This window comes from Pectobacterium carotovorum (assembly GCA_016415585.1).
Classification (GTDB): Bacteria; Pseudomonadota; Gammaproteobacteria; order Enterobacterales; family Enterobacteriaceae; genus Pectobacterium; species Pectobacterium carotovorum_K.
Genome location: CP066552.1, coordinates 625,460 through 642,373 on the forward strand (window position 1 = coordinate 625,460; position 16,914 = coordinate 642,373).

16 protein-coding genes and 1 other RNA gene are annotated in these 16,914 nt (G+C 53.1%); 9 read left to right on the forward strand and 8 right to left on the reverse strand.

The window, feature by feature from the left end:
• The 4 genes from JFY74_02835 to JFY74_02850 all read left to right on the forward strand — a co-directional run bounded on the left by JFY74_02835 (position 1) and on the right by JFY74_02850 (position 3,495).
• Positions 1-411 carry a hypothetical protein gene (locus tag JFY74_02835; protein QQG29020.1) on the forward strand — a complete coding sequence of 137 codons (411 nt, stop codon included), beginning with the start codon at positions 1-3 and terminating at the stop codon, positions 409-411.
• Positions 408-1,427, forward strand: a complete 1,020-nt coding sequence (locus JFY74_02840) for an NADP-dependent oxidoreductase (GenBank protein ID QQG29021.1) — start codon at positions 408-410, stop codon at positions 1,425-1,427. The genes JFY74_02835 and JFY74_02840 overlap by 4 nt, the downstream gene beginning before the upstream one ends.
• Positions 1,428-1,856: 429 nt before the next feature.
• Positions 1,857-2,363: a TIGR00645 family protein gene (locus tag JFY74_02845; protein ID QQG29022.1), complete on the forward strand. Its 507-nt coding sequence runs from the start codon at positions 1,857-1,859 to the stop codon at positions 2,361-2,363.
• Positions 2,364-2,457: 94 nt separating this feature from the next.
• Complete coding sequence (locus tag JFY74_02850; protein ID QQG29023.1) at positions 2,458-3,495, forward strand: NADP-dependent oxidoreductase; 1,038 nt, start codon at positions 2,458-2,460, stop codon at positions 3,493-3,495.
• A 52-nt stretch (positions 3,496-3,547) separates the two neighbouring features.
• On the opposite strand, the gene ubiI is transcribed toward JFY74_02850, so the two are convergent.
• From ubiI to JFY74_02870, 4 genes are all read right to left on the reverse strand, one after another.
• A complete protein-coding gene (gene ubiI, locus JFY74_02855; GenBank protein QQG29024.1) occupies positions 3,548-4,759 on the reverse strand; it encodes an FAD-dependent 2-octaprenylphenol hydroxylase in 1,212 nt (403 codons plus the stop codon).
• 27 nt (positions 4,760-4,786) lie between these two features.
• The gene (gene ubiH, locus JFY74_02860; GenBank protein QQG29025.1) at positions 4,787-5,965 is read right to left on the reverse strand and encodes a 2-octaprenyl-6-methoxyphenyl hydroxylase; all 1,179 of its coding nucleotides are present in this window, start codon (positions 5,963-5,965) and stop codon (positions 4,787-4,789) included.
• 45 nt (positions 5,966-6,010) lie between these two features.
• The gene (pepP, locus tag JFY74_02865; protein ID QQG29026.1) at positions 6,011-7,336 is read right to left on the reverse strand and encodes a Xaa-Pro aminopeptidase; all 1,326 of its coding nucleotides are present in this window, start codon (positions 7,334-7,336) and stop codon (positions 6,011-6,013) included.
• A gap of 74 nt (positions 7,337-7,410) precedes the next feature.
• Positions 7,411-7,998, reverse strand: coding sequence for a YecA family protein (locus JFY74_02870; protein QQG29027.1), 588 nt, complete (start codon positions 7,996-7,998; stop codon positions 7,411-7,413).
• 192 nt (positions 7,999-8,190) lie between these two features.
• Here JFY74_02870 and zapA point away from each other — a divergent pair, with 192 nt between their 5' ends.
• The 3 genes from zapA (at position 8,191) to JFY74_02885 (ending at position 9,465) form a co-directional block, all read left to right on the forward strand.
• Complete coding sequence (zapA, locus tag JFY74_02875) at positions 8,191-8,520, forward strand: cell division protein ZapA (protein ID QQG29028.1); 330 nt, start codon at positions 8,191-8,193, stop codon at positions 8,518-8,520.
• Positions 8,521-8,594: 74 nt separating this feature from the next.
• Positions 8,595-8,778: non-coding RNA, 6S RNA (gene ssrS / locus JFY74_02880), on the forward strand.
• A 39-nt stretch (positions 8,779-8,817) separates the two neighbouring features.
• Positions 8,818-9,465, forward strand: coding sequence for a 5-formyltetrahydrofolate cyclo-ligase (locus tag JFY74_02885; protein QQG29029.1), 648 nt, complete (start codon positions 8,818-8,820; stop codon positions 9,463-9,465).
• On the opposite strand, the gene nadR is transcribed toward JFY74_02885, so the two are convergent.
• From nadR to serB, 3 genes are all read right to left on the reverse strand, one after another.
• Positions 9,462-10,715, reverse strand: a complete 1,254-nt coding sequence (gene nadR, locus JFY74_02890) for a multifunctional transcriptional regulator/nicotinamide-nucleotide adenylyltransferase/ribosylnicotinamide kinase NadR (GenBank protein QQG29030.1) — start codon at positions 10,713-10,715, stop codon at positions 9,462-9,464. The genes JFY74_02885 and nadR overlap by 4 nt on opposite strands.
• A 119-nt stretch (positions 10,716-10,834) precedes the next feature.
• The gene (gene radA, locus JFY74_02895) at positions 10,835-12,217 is read right to left on the reverse strand and encodes a DNA repair protein RadA (GenBank protein ID QQG29031.1); all 1,383 of its coding nucleotides are present in this window, start codon (positions 12,215-12,217) and stop codon (positions 10,835-10,837) included.
• A gap of 17 nt (positions 12,218-12,234) precedes the next feature.
• Positions 12,235-13,212: a phosphoserine phosphatase gene (serB, locus tag JFY74_02900; protein ID QQG29032.1), complete on the reverse strand. Its 978-nt coding sequence runs from the start codon at positions 13,210-13,212 to the stop codon at positions 12,235-12,237.
• Between the two features lie 156 nt (positions 13,213-13,368).
• Between serB and JFY74_02905 the strand changes: the two genes are divergently transcribed.
• Positions 13,369-14,067: a YtjB family periplasmic protein gene (locus JFY74_02905; GenBank protein ID QQG29033.1), complete on the forward strand. Its 699-nt coding sequence runs from the start codon at positions 13,369-13,371 to the stop codon at positions 14,065-14,067.
• A 54-nt stretch (positions 14,068-14,121) separates the two neighbouring features.
• On the opposite strand, the gene JFY74_02910 is transcribed toward JFY74_02905, so the two are convergent.
• Complete coding sequence (locus JFY74_02910) at positions 14,122-15,030, reverse strand: hypothetical protein (GenBank protein ID QQG29034.1); 909 nt, start codon at positions 15,028-15,030, stop codon at positions 14,122-14,124.
• A gap of 293 nt (positions 15,031-15,323) precedes the next feature.
• On the opposite strand from JFY74_02910, the gene prfC reads away from it, so the two are divergent.
• On the forward strand, positions 15,324-16,913 hold the full coding sequence (prfC, locus tag JFY74_02915) for a peptide chain release factor 3 (GenBank protein QQG29035.1): 1,590 nt from the start codon (positions 15,324-15,326) through the stop codon (positions 16,911-16,913).
• Position 16,914 lies beyond the last annotated feature (1 nt).

Genomic DNA, 16,914 nt, shown 5'->3' on the forward strand with positions numbered 1-16,914 from the left:
ATGAAATTTTCTCAACTGGCTATTCTGACCTCTGTGTTGTTTTTCATCCTGGCCACGTTATGGATGTTGTTCCCAGAACAGCTCTTAACTCAGTGGGGAATTGAATATACGAGTAGTACAGGAGTCATCAGTCGTCGCTCTGCCGCATTTTTTGTGGGAATAGGGGTGATGTGTTTATTTGCCAGAAATGCAGAGCCTTCACTAGCTCGTTATGCTCTGGCCGCCGGTATCAGCACGATATCTATTATTTTAGCCGTACTAGGCATCGTTGAATGGCGCGAAGGACACGTTAATGGGCAGATCCTGTTTGCAGTATTTATAGAGTTATTCCTGGGTATTGCCTTTTTACTTAACAACAGATCCGCTAAGAAAAATTTCACTGACAAACGCGACAGGATAAATGACAAATGAAGGCTAAGACGATGAAAGCATTTACATTTAAATGCTATGGTAAATCTCCTGAGTTGGGGTTCGATGACGTAGATTATCCTTCACTCAACCCTGATGAAATCCTGGTTAAAGTTTATGCTGTTGGCCTGAACCCGATTGATAACATGATCCCAACCGGAATATTTAAGCCGGTTTTGCATTTTAAGCTTCCCGCGACATTAGGCAGCGACTTGTCCGGGGTTGTTGTTGCCGTTGGGAGTCGCGTGACGCGTTTCACGCCAGGCGACGAAATCTTTGCCAGCATTTTTGACATGGGAACGGGATCTCTTGCCGAATTTGCAGTGGTGCCTGAAAGCGCCGCAGCAATCAAACCCGCAAACCTGGATTTCGTGCAGGCAGCCTCGCTCCCGATGGTGAGCCTAACGTCTTGGCAAGCGCTGACAGAACGAGCCAGGTTGAGGCCTGGTCAGAAGGTTTTCATCCCGGCAGGTTCCGGGGGAATTGGCAGTTTTGCGATCCAACTGGCGAAACACCTTGGCGCAAAAGTGGGAACGACAACAAGTTCAGGTAACGTCGGGTGGGTGAGTGGTCTTGGTGCAGACGAAGTGGTTGATTATAAGAAGCAAGAATTCGAAAAGGTGCTGAGCGGCTACGATATTGTTCTCGGCACTGTCAGAGGTGATTCAATTGAAAAATCAACCCAAATTCTAAAACCCAGTGGAAAGATTGTTTCTCTCACCGGGCCGTTAGATACCGCGTTCGCACGAGCCCGGGGATTAAACTTCTTGCTGCGTTTTGTGTTCAGGATGATGAGCCGCAAGATTATGCGTCTTGCGAAAAAACGGGGACTGAACTATTCATTTCTCTTTGTTCGTCCTGATGGCAATCAACTCACCCAAATCGGCAAACTCATAGAAGCTGAACAAATCAAGCCAGTGATCGACAAGGTATTCCCCTTTACAGAGGCGAAAGAGGCTCTTGCCTACCTTGCCCAAGGGCATGCGAAAGGAAAAGTGATTGTGAAGATGCAGGAGTAATAACAACTGAAGTTTAAATCTGTGAAAGAGGATAATCACCAAGAACAATCTCCGCAAGTTTGACTATATATCACAGCTATTAAGTATCTAGATTGATGGCCATAAATGTCCGCTTATCGCTCAAAGCTGCCTGTCAACTTAGTAGATGACCTTCACTCATTTTTTGTTGGTGATGATGAATCCTTATTTTTTGTGTACCTGATGAGGCGGGTTCGCATCATGACGAATAATGACGTATTCCGAGGGGCAGCATATAGGGAGCGCTGTCTGCTTGTCCAGCCACATCCCTTGAACGCCAGATACACCCGATGAAATAGCAAAAGCGCGCTGAGTCTTCTGTAAATGGTGCATTCTGTTCAAGAATTGATTAACACCACCGCAGGACTTTTCGCTATGATTTCCCTCTTTTCCACCTGCATGTAGTGAGTTATGGAACGTTTTATTGAGAATCTGATGTATTCATCGCGCTGGTTGCTTGCCCCTGTTTATCTCGGGCTGTCGCTGGGTTTACTGGCGCTAGCGATCAAATTTTTCCAGGAGGTGTTCCACGTCCTGCCCAATATTCTGGATATCGCTGAAGCGGATTTGGTGTTAGTGCTGTTGTCACTGATCGATATGACGCTGGTTGGCGGATTGCTGGTGATGGTGATGCTGTCCGGCTACGAGAATTTTGTCTCAGCGCTGGATATCTCCAAAGGCAGAGAAAAGCTGAACTGGCTTGGTAAGATGGACTCCGGCTCGCTGAAAAATAAAGTTGCCGCCTCGATTGTCGCTATCTCGTCGATTCACCTGCTGCGTGTGTTCATGGATGCCCGTAACATCCCGGATAACAAATTGATGTGGTACGTAATTATCCATTTGACGTTTGTGCTGTCTGCACTTGTCATGGGATATCTGGATCGCATGTCGCGTTACGAGAAAAGCAAAACGGCATAATGAACACCGCACGGTTTGCGTAGCCAGAAGAAAAAACCGATCCTATTGTTAATGAAGTGATTTTATCAACACACTTTGTTTAACGGAGGATACGATGCTGCAAACCAATCAAATTAACCGCCGTGTGGTTCTGGCTCAGCGCCCGCACGGCGCGCCAACACAAGAGACTTTCCGTCTGGAACAGCAGCCTGTCCCACAGGTTGATTCAGGACATATTCTGCTGCGTACGGTGTTCCTTTCCCTTGACCCTTATATGCGTGGCCGCATGAGCGACGCGCCTTCTTATGCCAAACCCGTCGAACTGAATGACGTGATGGTCGGCGGGACAATCAGCCGAGTGGTGGAGTCAAAACACCCCGATTATCAGGTAGGTGATTGGGTATTGTCCTACAGCGGCTGGCAGGACTATGCGCTTTCGGACGGTAAAGGGTTAACGAATCTGGGACAGTCGCCCACCAATCCTTCCTATGCGTTGGGCGTGCTGGGTATGCCGGGCTTCACTGCGTATATGGGACTAACGGATATCGGCCAGCCTAAAGCGGGTGAAACGCTGGTGGTGGCCGCCGCGACAGGCCCGGTTGGTGCGACGGTCGGCCAGATCGGGAAACTGAAAGGCTGCCGTGTCGTTGGCGTGGCAGGTGGCGCAGAGAAATGTCGCTACGCGGTTGAGGTTCTGGGGTTTGATGCTTGCCTCGATCACCGGGCGGATGATTTTGCAGAACAGCTGAAACAAGCCTGCCCGCAGGGAATCGATATCTACTTTGAAAACGTCGGCGGGAAAGTTTTTGATGCCGTGCTGCCGCTGCTGAATACCTCGTCGCGCATTCCAGTGTGCGGACTCGTCTCTGGCTACAATGCCATAGGGTTACCGGATGGGCCAGATCGCCTACCGCTACTGATGGGAACGATCCTGAAGAAACGTATTCGGATGCAGGGATTCATTATCTTTGATGATTATGGTCATCGCTTTGATGAGTTCTGGAAGGATGTTTCGCCATGGGTGGAGGAAGGTAAGATCAAATATCGGGAAGAGATTGTCGACGGGTTGGAAAATGCCCCAGAGGCCTTTATCGGCCTGCTGCACGGCCGAAACTTCGGTAAGTTAGTGGTCAGAATCGGGCCAGATGCCTGATACACCGGACTCGCCGCTTAAGCGGCGAGGCTTATTATCCATTCTGGTTTTATTATTTTCCGGCGCTAAGCCAGTCTGGTAGATCGTGTAATCCCATTGCCTGACGAACCAGCGTGGGTTTAATGCCGGGCAGTTTGTCTGCCAACACCAAACCGACATCGCGCAGCAGCTTTTTCGCCGGATTGTCACCGTCAAACAGTTCGCGGAACCCCTGCATGCTGGCGAGCATCACCGCAGCGCTATGTTTGCGGCGACGTTCATAGCGTCGCAGATAAAGGTGTTGGCCGATGTCTTTGCCCTGCGCCTGTAAGCGCTTCACTTCCGCAATCAGTTCGGCGACATCCATAAAGCCCAGATTGACACCTTGTCCTGCCAGCGGGTGAATGGTGTGCGCCGCGTCGCCGACCAGCACCAGCCGGTGTGCCGCAAAACTGCGGGCGTAGCGCCCAGTCAGTGGGAAAGTCTGGCGCTCGCTTTCCAGCTCACACAGCCCCAAACGTATATCAAACGCCATCGCGACCTGACGATTGAACTCGTCGGCAGGCAAGCTCTGCATCGCTTGAGCCTGTTCCGGTGAAAGCGACCAGACAATCGAACAAAGGTGAGGCTCGTCCAGCGGCAAGAACGCCAGAATACCGTCGCCGTGAAACGTCTGACGCGCGACGGACTGATGAGGGTGTTCAGTTCGAATAGTGGCGACCAACGCGTGATGGCCGTAGTCCCAAAAGGTCAGCGGAATATCCGCATGCTGACGCAACCACGAATGGGCGCCGTCCGCAGCGACGACCAGCCGGGCGGTCAGCATGCTATCGTCCTGCAACGTAATGAAGGCTTCGTTCTCGCCCCAGGCAACCTGTTTTAACGATGCGGGGGAGAGCAGGGTGATGTCGCTTAACTGAGAGGCGCGTTGCCACAGTACCTGCTGAATCACCGGGTTTTCAATGATATGCCCAAGATGGGAAAAGCCGAATTCTTCGCCGCTAAAGCTGATTTTACCGAAGCTGTCTTTGTCCCACACCTGCATATCGTTGTAAGGACTAACGCGTTGCGTCACGAGGTTTTCCCAGACGCCGATATGGCGCAGGAGACATTCGCTGGCGGCATTAATGGCGGAGACGCGCAGGGCATGGTCTTTCCCAAGCGGCTGAGGTTCGGCCGCCTGTTTCTCCAGCACGGCGATACGCAGGCCGCTGCCCTGTAAGCCGCAGGCTAGCGCCAGACCGACCATACCGCCACCGGCAATAACCACGTCGAATGATTGCATTTCCGTATTTCCTGTTGGCGAGCTTAATTAACGTTCTACCCAGCCCAGCGTGCGACGAGCAAAGGCGTCGCGCATCAGCGGTAGGTTATTCATGGCGATCAGTCCCAGATTGCGGCTGACGGTCAGTGCGGCATAGCGGTTGGCGAATAGCCTGACCAGTCCATCGGTGATCGCCACCGTGGCGTGTTGGTCGGGCTCGCGCCGCTGTTGGTAGCGGCTGAGCACGCTGTATTGGCCGATATCCTGCTGTTTTTTCGCTGCATCGACGACCGTTTCTGCCAGCGACATGACATCGCGAATCCCCAAATTAAAGCCCTGTCCGGCAATCGGGTGCAACGTTTGCGCGGCGTTACCCACCAGCGCCAGCCGATGGCTAATATGCTGGCTGGCTGTGAGTAAGCGCAGCGGGTAGCTGTGGCGTTCGCCGATGTGGGTGAACTGCCCCAGACGCCAGCCAAAAGCCTGTTGTAGCTGCTGGCGAAAGTTGGCCTCGCTCCAGTCATCGACCTCATGTTGACGGTGTTTATCATGGCACCAGACGAGCGAACTGCGACCGTTACTCATCGGCAAGAGCGCGAGCGGGCCGTGTGGAGTAAACCGCTCGAACGCGCGTCCGCGATGAGGTTCTGCGGTTGTCACATTGGCGATCGTCGCAATCTGATCATAATCATGCTGCTGCCATTGAATGCCGCAGGACTGCGACAGCATGGAACGTGAGCCATCGGCGGCGACCAGCAGTTGGCCCGTTAGCTCGGTGCCGTTGTCCAGCGTTAGCGTCGCATTATACTGCGTCCGCGTGACGGCAACGACTTTGGCCGGGCAATGCAGACGCACGCCCGGTGCCTGTTGCAGCAGGGAAAACAGGCGTTGCCCGACGTCGTGCAGCTCAACCACATGGCCTAATGCCTGAACGTGATAGTCCGAGGCCTTCAGATTTACCACGCTGGCGTGGCCGCGTTCGCTGACATGAATATCGGTTATCGCCGTTGCGTTACCCGACAGCGCTTGCCAGATGCCCAACGCCGCGAGCTGCTGGCGAGTGCCGTCAGACAGCGCGAGGGCGCGCGCGTCAAAACCCGGATGTTCCTTGTCGAGTGGCGAGTGCGCCTCGATAAGAACGACCGGGATTGCGCCCTGCGAAAGCCGCGATATCGCCAGCGCCAGCGTTGCGCCTGCCATCCCGCCACCGACAATCATGACCGCCATGCTGTTGTCCTTTGCAATTATGTCGTTGCCCTTTGAAAGCGCTGCTTAGCGTTGCTTATCATGCTGCTGCGCCATGAGCGCTTCGATGGCATCAGCGTCTTTGGTTACGCCAGCCGTCAGGTTTTCGTTGCCGCTTTCGGTGATCACGATGTTATCTTCGATACGTACGCCGATTCCCCGGTACTGCTGCGGCACTTTGGCATCAGGTGCGATGTAAAGACCCGGCTCGATGGTCAATACCATACCCGGTTCAAGCGGACGGCCCCGATCGGTGGTGCCGTAATTGCCCACGTCGTGCACGTCCAGACCCAGCCAGTGGCTGAGGCCGTGCATGAAGAACTGGCGATGTGCCTGCTCGGCAATCAGCTCTTCCACTTCACCTTTCAGCACGCCGAGCTTGATAAGCCCGCTGACCATGATGCGCACCACTTCTTCGTTCACTTCACGGATGCTACGACCTGGGCCAAACAGTTCCAGCGCACGCAGCTGTGAGCGCAGCACGATGTCGTAAATGGCACGCTGCGGCGCGGTAAATTTGCCGTTGACGGGGAAGGTGCGGGTAATGTCGCCAGCATAGCTTTTGTATTCACAGCCAGCGTCAATCAGCACCAGATCGCCGTCACGCATTTGCGTTTCATTTTCGGTGTAATGCAGGATGCAGGCGTTGTCACCGCTGCCTACGATGGTGTTGTAAGAAGGATAACGCGCACCGTGACGGGTAAATTCGTGATGAATTTCGCCTTCAAGCTGATATTCATACATGCCGGGACGGCATTTTTGCATGGCGCGGGTGTGGGCCAGCGCGGTAATTTCACAGGCGCGGCGCATCACGCTAATTTCTTCCGGTGATTTAAACAGGCGCATCTCATGCACCCACGGGCGCCAGTCTGTCAGCGTAGCAGGGGCAGCAAAGCTCTGACGGGAGCCGTTGCGCAAGGTGTCCAGCGCGGCGAAGACCAGCTTGTCGGCATAATCGTACTGCCCTTGTGCGTGGTACACCACGTCCAGCCCATTCAATAATAGATGCAGCTGTGCGCCGATTTCGCCAAATGGCAGTGCGCGATCAACGCCGAGTTTAGCGGGTGCCGCTTCCTGACCGAGGCGACGACCAAACCAGATTTCGGCTGTCAGATCGCGTACGCGGTTGAAGATCACGCTGTGATGATGTTTGGCATCGCTTTTTACCAGCAGCAGAACGGCTTCTGGTTCATTGAAGCCCGTGAAATACCAGAAATCACTATTTTGACGATAAGGATAGTCACTGTCGGCATTGCGCTGTGCTTCCGGCGCGGCAAAAATAATCGCCGCGCTGCCCGGTGCCATTTTTTCCAACAGACCCTGACGACGACGAAGAAATTCTTGTGGATTCATCACCTGCTCCTGAAAATAGTCCGTGCGGTTGCCTTTCCCTTCCGCTCTGAATGAGGCATGCCTTTCGACGTTATTTAGTGCAGCGTTGGCTTTTGCTGTTCGGGCGCAGTCACAACGCGTTGGCTGGTAAATTCGGTATGGCACAAAATGGCAGAAACGCGAACATACTCAATCACTTCTTCCAGTGATTGCTCTAGTTCTTCCTGGTCTTCATCTTCGTCGTAGCCCAGCTGTGCGATGTTGCGTAAATCTTCGATAGCTTCTTTCAGCTCGCCTTTGGCTTTGTTCAACTGTGGCTGAGCCACGCCCAGCCCGAGCAGGAAGTGGTTGACCCAGCCTGCCAGCGCGTCGGCGCGATCGAAAACGCTCACGTCATCCTGCGAGTCGTCCGGCAGGAAAAGCTGGAACAGAAAGCCATCATCTTCCAGCGCTTCACACGTGGCCTGATACAGCTCCTGAAGCGGCTGCGACAGCGTTTGGGTAAACGCCATGCCTTCGTTAGTCAGTTCAAAAACCAGCGTTCTCCAGCTGTCGTCATGGTTTCCACCACACAGCATCCCACTGATCAAACCGTGCATTTCTGCTGCGGTCAGCGCGACCTGCTGTTGGTGAAGCAGTTGGTCAAGGCCTTCATAGGCAGGAAACGTATTCTCTATAGACATGCGGATTCGTCATCGTTGGCTGGATTGGTTCGTGCTATGCTACCACCAAGCTCCCTTTCGATACCAGAAAGGGCTTGTATCTTAGATCTCGGCTATATATAGTTGCGCCCGCTTTAACGAGCCCGATGTAACGGGTAATGCTCATGCTATGTGGCACGCGGGCGTAAGAACGACAAAAGGCAGGAAGGTGGTATGTCTGCACAACCAGTAGATATTCAAATTTTTGGCCGTTCGTTAAGAGTAAATTGCCCGCCAGAACAACAGGATGCGTTGAATCAGGCGGCGGAAGATCTTAACCAGCGGTTGCAAGATCTTAAAGTTCGCACTAGAGTCACAAACACTGAGCAATTGGTGTTTATTGCCGCGCTGAATGTGTGCCATGAGCTGGCACAGGAGCGGGGTAAGACGCGTGATTATGCATCGAATATGGAACAGCGTATTCGTATGTTGCAGCAGACGATCGAACAGGCGTTGCTGGAGCAAGGCAAGATCACTGAACGTCAGGGTGCACAATTTGAATAACGTCGTATTTTGACAAAAGTACGGTGTTTTTACGCGAGAAGACGTGCTAAGGTTTATCGCGAGTAACGAATAAAATTTCTCTGAGATGTTTGTCAGCGGGCCAGTCCCCTGAGCCGATATTTCATACCAACAGAATGTAATGCTCTGCGGTTGGTGAGCACGCTCGGTTCGTCCGAGAAGCCTTAAGACTGCGACGTTATGTTCACCTTGAACCAAGGGTTCAAGGGTTACAGCCTGCGGCGGCATCTCGGAGATTCCCTTTCTTTTATCATTTTTGACCCGTGGCGAATGCAGCCCATGTCATCTTCTGATTCATCTTCATCGGCACTTCTCGATACTTCACTTTCTTCTACGGCGTCATCGCGTCAGCAGATTCGTCAGGCTGTGCGTCAGCAGCGTCGTTTACTGACGCCAGAGCAGCAGTCGCGCTTTGCGCAGCAGGCGAGTGAACGCGTCATGGTGCACCCGAAAATCATACAGGCAGATAGCGTCGCAGTATTTCTGTCATTTGATGGTGAACTGGATACGCACCCGCTTATTCAACAGCTGTGGCAGCAGGAGAAACGCGTTTATTTGCCGGTTCTGCATCCGTTTCGTACCGGGCATCTGTTGTTCCTGCGCTATGCACCGGACACTGAACTGGTGCGCAATCGTCTGAAGATTATGGAGCCACGTCTGGATGTGCGTCAGGTGCTGCCGTTACCGCAGTTGGACGTCCTGCTGACGCCGCTGGTGGCGTTTGATCATCAGGGACAGCGGCTGGGTATGGGGGGCGGGTTTTACGACCGTACGTTGCAGTATCGCAACTATACATCTCGCGGGCCTTATCCGATCGGTCTGGCCCACGATTGTCAGCAGGTTGACGCACTACCAGTGGAAAGTTGGGATATTCCGCTGCCGGAAATTATTACCCCCTCCCGCCATTGGCAGTGGAACTCACGCTAGCTTTTGAGCGCTTCAGGCGAGCGATCGTGGCCTAACATCTGCTGTACCAATTCCACACAGTGCAGGAAGCGCGAATCGTAGTCCGACTCTTTGATGTAAACGTACGGGATATTATTGTTAGCCAGCATCGTTTTCAGCAGATCCTGAAACTCCGAGCGGGCGGTGGTGCTGCCTAAGCTACGCAACCCATCGGCGACCCACGGCGTGTTGTTTTCCAGCAAAATCACCAGATCGAAACGGTATTCATCGATCAGCGCCTGAACGAACGGGTGCTCACGGCCTTCGTATTTCTTGCAGAACGCCTGCGTGGTGACAAAGTCGGTGTCGATGAAGGCCACTTTATTGGCGTATTTCACTGCAAAATCAATGTACTGTGCCTGACCCAGCGCGATCTTATCGTAGTCGGAATATTGCAGCGCCATCTCGTCGCCGCCCAAATGGGAGAACACGTAATCGCGACCATATTCCCAGGCGCTGGTGGTGTTGAAGATATTCGCCAATTTGTTTACCAGCGTGGATTTACCGCTGGATTCGCCGCCAAGAATGGCAACGGTACGCACAAAGAACGGCTTCACTTCGGTCGGAATATAGTCCCAGTAACGAAAGGGATCGTGACGGATCTGTGAACCGCTGATGTTCATAAAGGATCGCTGCGGGTCGATCAGAATGGCCTCAATGCCCAGTTGCTCGCGGTATTGCGCGGCATCCTGTTCTTCGCTGGTGTAGACGAAATTCGGCGTGATGCTTTTTTCCTGCATGAACGCCTGAATCCCTTTGCTCCACACATCCCAGCCGTGCGGATAAGGCTCCATTCCTTGCTCATTGAAGGCGTGAATATGAATATTTTTCTGATACTTAAAGGTCTGCAATAGCCAGCGTAGGCGGTCGCTGACGGTGGGCTGCTGTGACATCGAGCTGTTCTCAAACAGCAGGCGGTCGCGCGGTTCGTCGTAACCTAAAATCACATGCAGTTCATCGACCTGGCTGCACGCGCGCTGAATAAGATAAATGTGGCCGGTGTGTAGCGGATAGAACTTGCCGAAGACGACGCCAACACTCTTTTCGTAGCGCGGGAATTCCAGTTCAAGAAAGCGATGCAGCGCTTCCAGTTTCTGGGCGCTAGGGCTTTTGATTTTGGCATTAAGTAATTGACTGAGATAGCCTTTGGTCATATCGGTCGCGTTGGCAACCTGCTGTAGGGTGCAACCCTTCTGCCGGATGGCGGATTTCAGGTAATCAAATGATGACATGGCGCAGCACTCTTGTTTAGCTTACTAAACAAAATAACACAGAACAGGGCAATATCCGCTACGCTTTCATTCCCTGTTTAGCTCAGGATGGAAGGGGCGGATGACCTTCTGTGGCCCGTTTAGAGATCGTCGAGGATTGCGAGCGCGTCGGCTAGCTTTTTCACGCCGAACACCTGCATGCTAGCAGGAGCTTTCTTCGGCATATTGGCGTGAGGAACGATGGCGCGTTTGAAGCCATGCTTGGCGGCTTCGGTGATCCGCTCTTGCCCGCTGGGAACCGGACGAATTTCGCCCGCCAGACCGACTTCACCGAAGATGACCAGATCTTGCGGCAGCGGGCGGTCGCGGAAGCTGGAGACCAGCGATAGCAGTAGCGCCAGATCGGCACTGGTTTCGGTGACTTTCACTCCGCCGACGACATTCACGAACACATCCTGATCCGACATCTGCAAGCCGCCGTGACGATGCAGTACCGCCAGCAGAATCGCTAAGCGATTTTGCTCCAGTCCAACCGCCACGCGACGCGGGTTAGCCATCATCGATTGATCCACCAGCGCCTGAATTTCGACCAGCAGCGGACGCGTGCCTTCCCACACCACCATGACCGAACTGCCGGACGTGACTTCGTCTCCGCGGCTGAGGAAAATCGCCGACGGATTGCTGATCTCGCGTAGACCCTGTTCCGTCATGGCGAACACGCCCAGCTCATTAACGGCGCCGAAACGGTTTTTATGGCTGCGCAGCGTGCGGAAGCGGGAATCGGCATCGCCATCCAGCAGCACGGAGCAGTCGATGCAGTGTTCCAATACTTTTGGCCCGGCGAGCGAACCGTCTTTGGTGACGTGGCCGACCATGATGATAGCAACGCCGCGCGTTTTGGCGAAGCGCGTTAGGTAGGCGGCGGTTTCACGCACCTGCGCCACGCTGCCGGGGGACGATTGGATATCGGCGAGGTGCATGACCTGAATGGAGTCGATCACCATCAGCTTCGGCTGTTCCTGCTCGGCAATCAGGCAAATCTGTTCGATGCTGGTTTCCGACAGCATGTTGAGATTCTGGGTCGGCAGGTTGAGTCTGTGCGCCCGCATTGCTACCTGCTGTAGTGATTCTTCACCGGTGACGTACAGGGTTTTCATATTTTCTGACAGTTTACAGAGCGTTTGCAGCAGCAGGGTACTCTTGCCTGCGCCGGGGTTACCGCCGATCAGAATGGCGCTGCCCGGAACGACGCCGCCGCCCAGAACGCGGTCAAACTCCTGAAAGCCGGTAGAAAAGCGAGGCAGCGCTTCAAGACTGATTTCTGAGAGCTTTTGTACCCGGCTGACGCCAGCGCTTTCACCTGCATAGCCAGTGAGACGGTCGGAACGTGACACAGACGCCGAGGCCAGACGGACTTCGGTAATGGTATTCCAGGCATGGCAGGCGCTGCACTGCCCTTGCCAGCGCGGGTAGTCAGCCCCGCATTCATTACATACAAACGCCCGTTTGACGGCTTTTGCCACGTCTCACCTCCCACTGATTAACGCTTTTCGTGTCTCATGCTGCCGCTGAGGATGCATAGTACACCACTCAGGTCGGCATGACGGATGGTCACCGCAGATTGCTCATTGACCTTCGGTTTGGCGTGATAGGCAATGCCTAAGCTGGCTGCCTTGATCATCGGTAGATCATTTGCGCCGTCGCCAATCGCAACGGTCTGATGCATTGGGATTTCCAGCTTTTCCGCCAGCTGTTGCAGCGTGGTCGCTTTATATTTTGCATCGACAATCGTGCCGATGACGTCGCCAGTCAGCTTGCCGTCTTGCATGCCTAATTCGTTGGCAACGGCGGCGACCAGACCTAACTCATCACGTAAATAATCAGCAAAATAGGTAAACCCGCCCGATGCAATCGCGACGTGCCAGCCTGCTTCCTGAAGCTGACTAACCATATTACGCAGGCCCGGCATCAGCGGCAGATTTTTACGCACCGTCTGTAAAATATTGGCGTCGGCACCTTTTAATGTCCCTACGCGCTGGCGCAAACTGTCAGCGAAATCCAGCTCGCCACGCATCGCGCGTTCGGTAACTTCAGCGACCAGTTCGCCTGTACCCGCTAGTTTGGCGATTTCATCAATACATTCGATCTGAATCGCGGTGGAATCCATGTCCATCACCAGTAAACCCGGCGAACGCAGCGTTGGCGCGTTACGCATTGCCGCGACATCGATGCCCAGTTCGTGGGCCAGCTTAGTTGCGCGTGGCGTCAGCGTGCCAGCCAAGCGTACGACCTGATAATCGCCCACGCTCCAAGCGCTCACGATCACCATCGCACTTCCCAGTTTACGCTGGTAGCGGGAAATCAGGTTTTTATCGAGGACGTCGCTATAAATAAGCCAGCCGGTGTCGCCAGCGCGGTAGTCAAGCGGCATCACTTCGTCACCGCTTAGTGATAATGGCAGTCCCGGCCAACAGTTGATCTCATCAGGGAGATCACGATAGGTCAGACTATTCGACATGGGGTAAATCCTCTGCTGGCAGTAGTGCGATAAAGTCGTGTGATAAAGAGGGATGTGGCGTCGACCAAACATATCCCTCCAAAAACTGGGCAACAAGCTATCCTATCGTCGGCGCTTCTGGCAACATGAAAGTATCCAAATCGTGTAAGGATTATCATGGTTCGCGCCCAGGTGAAATTTCGTCTACACCGCACGGCAATTGTGCTGATTTGCTTCGCTCTGCTAGTGGTATTAATGCAAGGTGCGTCCTATTTCAGTTTGAGCCACCAGATGGTGCGATCTGAGCAGGTTGAAGATCTGGCGCGTACGCTCTCCAGACAGGTGGCTTACAGCCTTTCGTCGCTGATGGGTAGCGTCGATGATAATAGTCAAAAGATTAATACCATCCTCAAGCAGCTTACCGATCATAGCCGCATTCTGGATGCTGGTGTGTATCAACAGGACGGTTCGCTGGTAGCGCATGTCGGTGAACAGGTGCAACTGCGAGACCGGCTGGCGCTGGACGGCAATCGTGTCGGTAGCTACTTTAACCACCAACTGGTGCAGCCGATTGAAGGAAAAGAAGGCCCGATCGGGTTCCTGCGCATCACCTTAGATACCCATGTGCTGGCGACCGAAGCCCGACAGGTAGATAACACCACCAATATTCTGCGTCTGATGATTCTACTTTCACTGGCTATCGGCATTATTCTGACCCGAACGCTGTTGCAGAATCGTCGTACCCGCTGGCAGCAGTCGCCTTACCTTCTCACGGCCAGTACGCCAGTGAAAGAAGAAGGGGATGAGGTAGAAAGCGACACGCAGCCGGACAGCGGCGCGATAGTGAAAAAAGACGGGGAAGAGAAAAGTCTCTGACATGCGGGCGAGCACCCCGTACAAACGGTCTGTTTGTACGGAGGGCGTAGCGAGTTATTTCAACGACAGTTGAAACTCCAGCCAGTGGCTATGGAATTGATTGAGTATCGAGGTGTATTCGCTTTTGGTGTAGCGATCGGATGCAGTAGCGGAAATATAGTTACGAAAATGGCTGAACATGGCGTCGCTGTCGCTTGATGCAGCCAGAGAAAAGATTTGCTGGCGTTGAACCTGCGTGGCTGACGTGCCTTCCGCATTTTTCTGTAGTTCCTGGAACGTCGCGTTCGCTTTATCGGTGTCTCCCGCGTCGACACTGCGTTGATACTCATCTTGCAGAATATGTTTTTCCACGTTACTCAACGCATCAGACTGGTACTGGATAAAGTCCTGAATATCTTTATCGGCTTGCTGGTGAGCGCTACTATCCACATAGCGGTTTTTCAGTTCTTCCAGCTTTGCGGCTTTTAGCGTGATTTCGATACTATCGGTGGTATAGCTCCACGTTCTCACGTCGGACGGTTTAGACAGCGCTTGATGAACCAGGTCGATAAAGTCTTCTTTACTGATACCGCTGTCGGCTTTGAGATTATTTGACCAAAGTTCCAACGCTATTTCATTCGTGCCGATAGGATCAATCGGCAACTTGGCCGTTGAGTTAATCTCGTTTTGTATCATCAGGTTACGTGCTTTAAGCATCTCTGCTTGCATCGCATCTTGATCTATTTCGCTCAAGTTAGAAGGTGGAGCGTTTGCTATATTTTCTTTCAAGCGTGCCATCGCTTCCGCAGAGATTTTTATAGTGTTGGGGAAGGTGACCGCCTTTCCGGTAATCGGATCGACGATTTGTACGCTGTCGGCCGCGCTGGACTCTGTCGTTGCCGTGTGCTGTGTTGATGATGAAGGTATCGCGGTGCTTTGGGCCTGAGAATTGCTATAACCCGTATTATTTACAGACAAGCTCATACTCTCTCCTTAAGTGCGATTGAATGGTTAAATATTGACCCAAATGTTATCGGCAGGGACAGATGGTAACTTTATAAATGATTTATTCCGTTATTATTACTTGTGACGTGGTGCCGAGGTTTGGCAAGTAAAGACGCTGCTTTGCTGTTTATGCCATCACCGATTGTGTCTGCACGTTAAATCAGGGAAAATGCTCGGCTACCGTTTATTTCCGCTTTGCCTGACGATCTGACATCGGTGTGTTGTTCACTTGATGCTGACGCCGGGTGGCTAACAAAAGAAACCTGAAAATCATGTCTCCAAGTGAATACGCCCGCGAAGTCTCCAAAAGAAGAACGTTCGCTATCATTTCTCACCCCGATGCCGGTAAAACCACGATTACCGAAAAGGTTCTGCTGTTCGGACAGGCGATCCAGACTGCCGGTACAGTAAAAGGGCGTGGTTCGAACCAGCATGCGAAATCCGACTGGATGGAGATGGAAAAGCAGCGTGGTATCTCCATCACCACGTCCGTGATGCAGTTTCCCTACCGCGAATGTCTGGTTAACCTGCTGGATACCCCAGGGCACGAAGACTTCTCCGAAGATACCTATCGTACGCTGACGGCGGTGGATTGCTGCCTGATGGTGATCGATGCCGCAAAAGGGGTCGAAGATCGTACGCGTAAGCTGATGGAAGTCACTCGGCTGCGCGACACCCCGATTCTGACGTTCATGAACAAACTTGACCGTGACATCCGCGATCCAATGGAAGTGCTGGATGAAGTCGAGAGCGAACTTAAGATCGCTTGTGCGCCAATTACCTGGCCGATTGGCTGCGGCAAATTGTTCAAAGGCGTGTACCACCTTTATAAAGACGAAACCTATCTGTATCAGACTGGTAAAGGCCATACGATTCAGGAAGTGCGCATCGTTAAAGGGCTGGATAACCCGGAACTGGATACCGCCGTTGGCGAAGAGCTGGCCGCACAACTGCGTGAAGAGCTGGAGTTGGTGCAAGGGGCATCGCACGAATTTGAACTGGATGCGTTTCTGGCAGGTGAACTGACGCCAGTCTTCTTTGGTACGGCGCTGGGCAACTTCGGCGTTGACCACATGCTGGATGGCTTAGTCGCCTGGGCACCTGCGCCGATGCCGCGTAAAACGGATACCCGTGAAGTGACGGCGGCGGAAGAGAAATTCACCGGTTTTGTGTTCAAGATTCAGGCCAATATGGACCCGAAACACCGTGACCGCGTGGCGTTTATGCGCGTGGTGTCCGGAAGATATGAAAAGAGCATGAAGCTGCGTCAGGTGCGTACGGGCAAAGACGTGGTGATTTCAGATGCGCTGACCTTTATGGCGGGCGACCGTTCCCACATTGAAGAAGCCTACCCCGGCGATATCATTGGGTTACACAACCACGGCACTATCCAGATTGGCGATACGTTTACCCAGGGTGAAGACATGAAATTCACCGGTATCCCCAACTTTGCGCCGGAACTGTTCCGTCGTATCCGCCTGCGTGACCCGCTCAAGCAGAAACAGCTGCTTAAAGGGCTGGTACAGCTGTCCGAGGAAGGCGCGGTACAGGTCTTCCGTCCATTGACCAACAACGACCTTATCGTGGGTGCGGTCGGTGTGCTGCAGTTTGATGTGGTCGTTGCTCGTCTGAAAACGGAATACAACGTTGAGGCGATTTACGAGTCGGTGAACGTTTCTACCGCGCGCTGGGTTGAGTGCAGCGATGTGAAGAAGTTCGAAGAGTTTAAGCGTAAGAACGAACAGCATCTGGCACTGGATGGTGGTGATAATCTGGCCTATATCGCACCGACGATGGTAAACCTGAACCTGACGCGGGAACGCTATCCAGAAGTGAAGTTCCACCAAACGCGCGAGCATTAAT

Coding starts and splice junctions, on each gene's coding strand:
- JFY74_02835 (QQG29020.1), top strand. CDS start 1: ATGAAATTTTCTCAACTGGCTATTCTGACCTCTGTGTTGTTTTTCATC.
- JFY74_02840 (QQG29021.1), top strand. CDS start 408: ATGAAGGCTAAGACGATGAAAGCATTTACATTTAAATGCTATGGTAAA.
- JFY74_02845 (QQG29022.1), top strand. CDS start 1,857: ATGGAACGTTTTATTGAGAATCTGATGTATTCATCGCGCTGGTTGCTT.
- JFY74_02850 (QQG29023.1), top strand. CDS start 2,458: ATGCTGCAAACCAATCAAATTAACCGCCGTGTGGTTCTGGCTCAGCGC.
- ubiI (QQG29024.1), bottom strand. CDS start 4,759: ATGCAATCATTCGACGTGGTTATTGCCGGTGGCGGTATGGTCGGTCTG.
- ubiH (QQG29025.1), bottom strand. CDS start 5,965: ATGGCGGTCATGATTGTCGGTGGCGGGATGGCAGGCGCAACGCTGGCG.
- pepP (QQG29026.1), bottom strand. CDS start 7,336: ATGAATCCACAAGAATTTCTTCGTCGTCGTCAGGGTCTGTTGGAAAAA.
- JFY74_02870 (QQG29027.1), bottom strand. CDS start 7,998: ATGTCTATAGAGAATACGTTTCCTGCCTATGAAGGCCTTGACCAACTG.
- zapA (QQG29028.1), top strand. CDS start 8,191: ATGTCTGCACAACCAGTAGATATTCAAATTTTTGGCCGTTCGTTAAGA.
- JFY74_02885 (QQG29029.1), top strand. CDS start 8,818: ATGTCATCTTCTGATTCATCTTCATCGGCACTTCTCGATACTTCACTT.
- nadR (QQG29030.1), bottom strand. CDS start 10,715: ATGTCATCATTTGATTACCTGAAATCCGCCATCCGGCAGAAGGGTTGC.
- serB (QQG29032.1), bottom strand. CDS start 13,212: ATGTCGAATAGTCTGACCTATCGTGATCTCCCTGATGAGATCAACTGT.
- JFY74_02905 (QQG29033.1), top strand. CDS start 13,369: ATGGTTCGCGCCCAGGTGAAATTTCGTCTACACCGCACGGCAATTGTG.
- JFY74_02910 (QQG29034.1), bottom strand. CDS start 15,030: ATGAGCTTGTCTGTAAATAATACGGGTTATAGCAATTCTCAGGCCCAA.
- prfC (QQG29035.1), top strand. CDS start 15,324: ATGTCTCCAAGTGAATACGCCCGCGAAGTCTCCAAAAGAAGAACGTTC.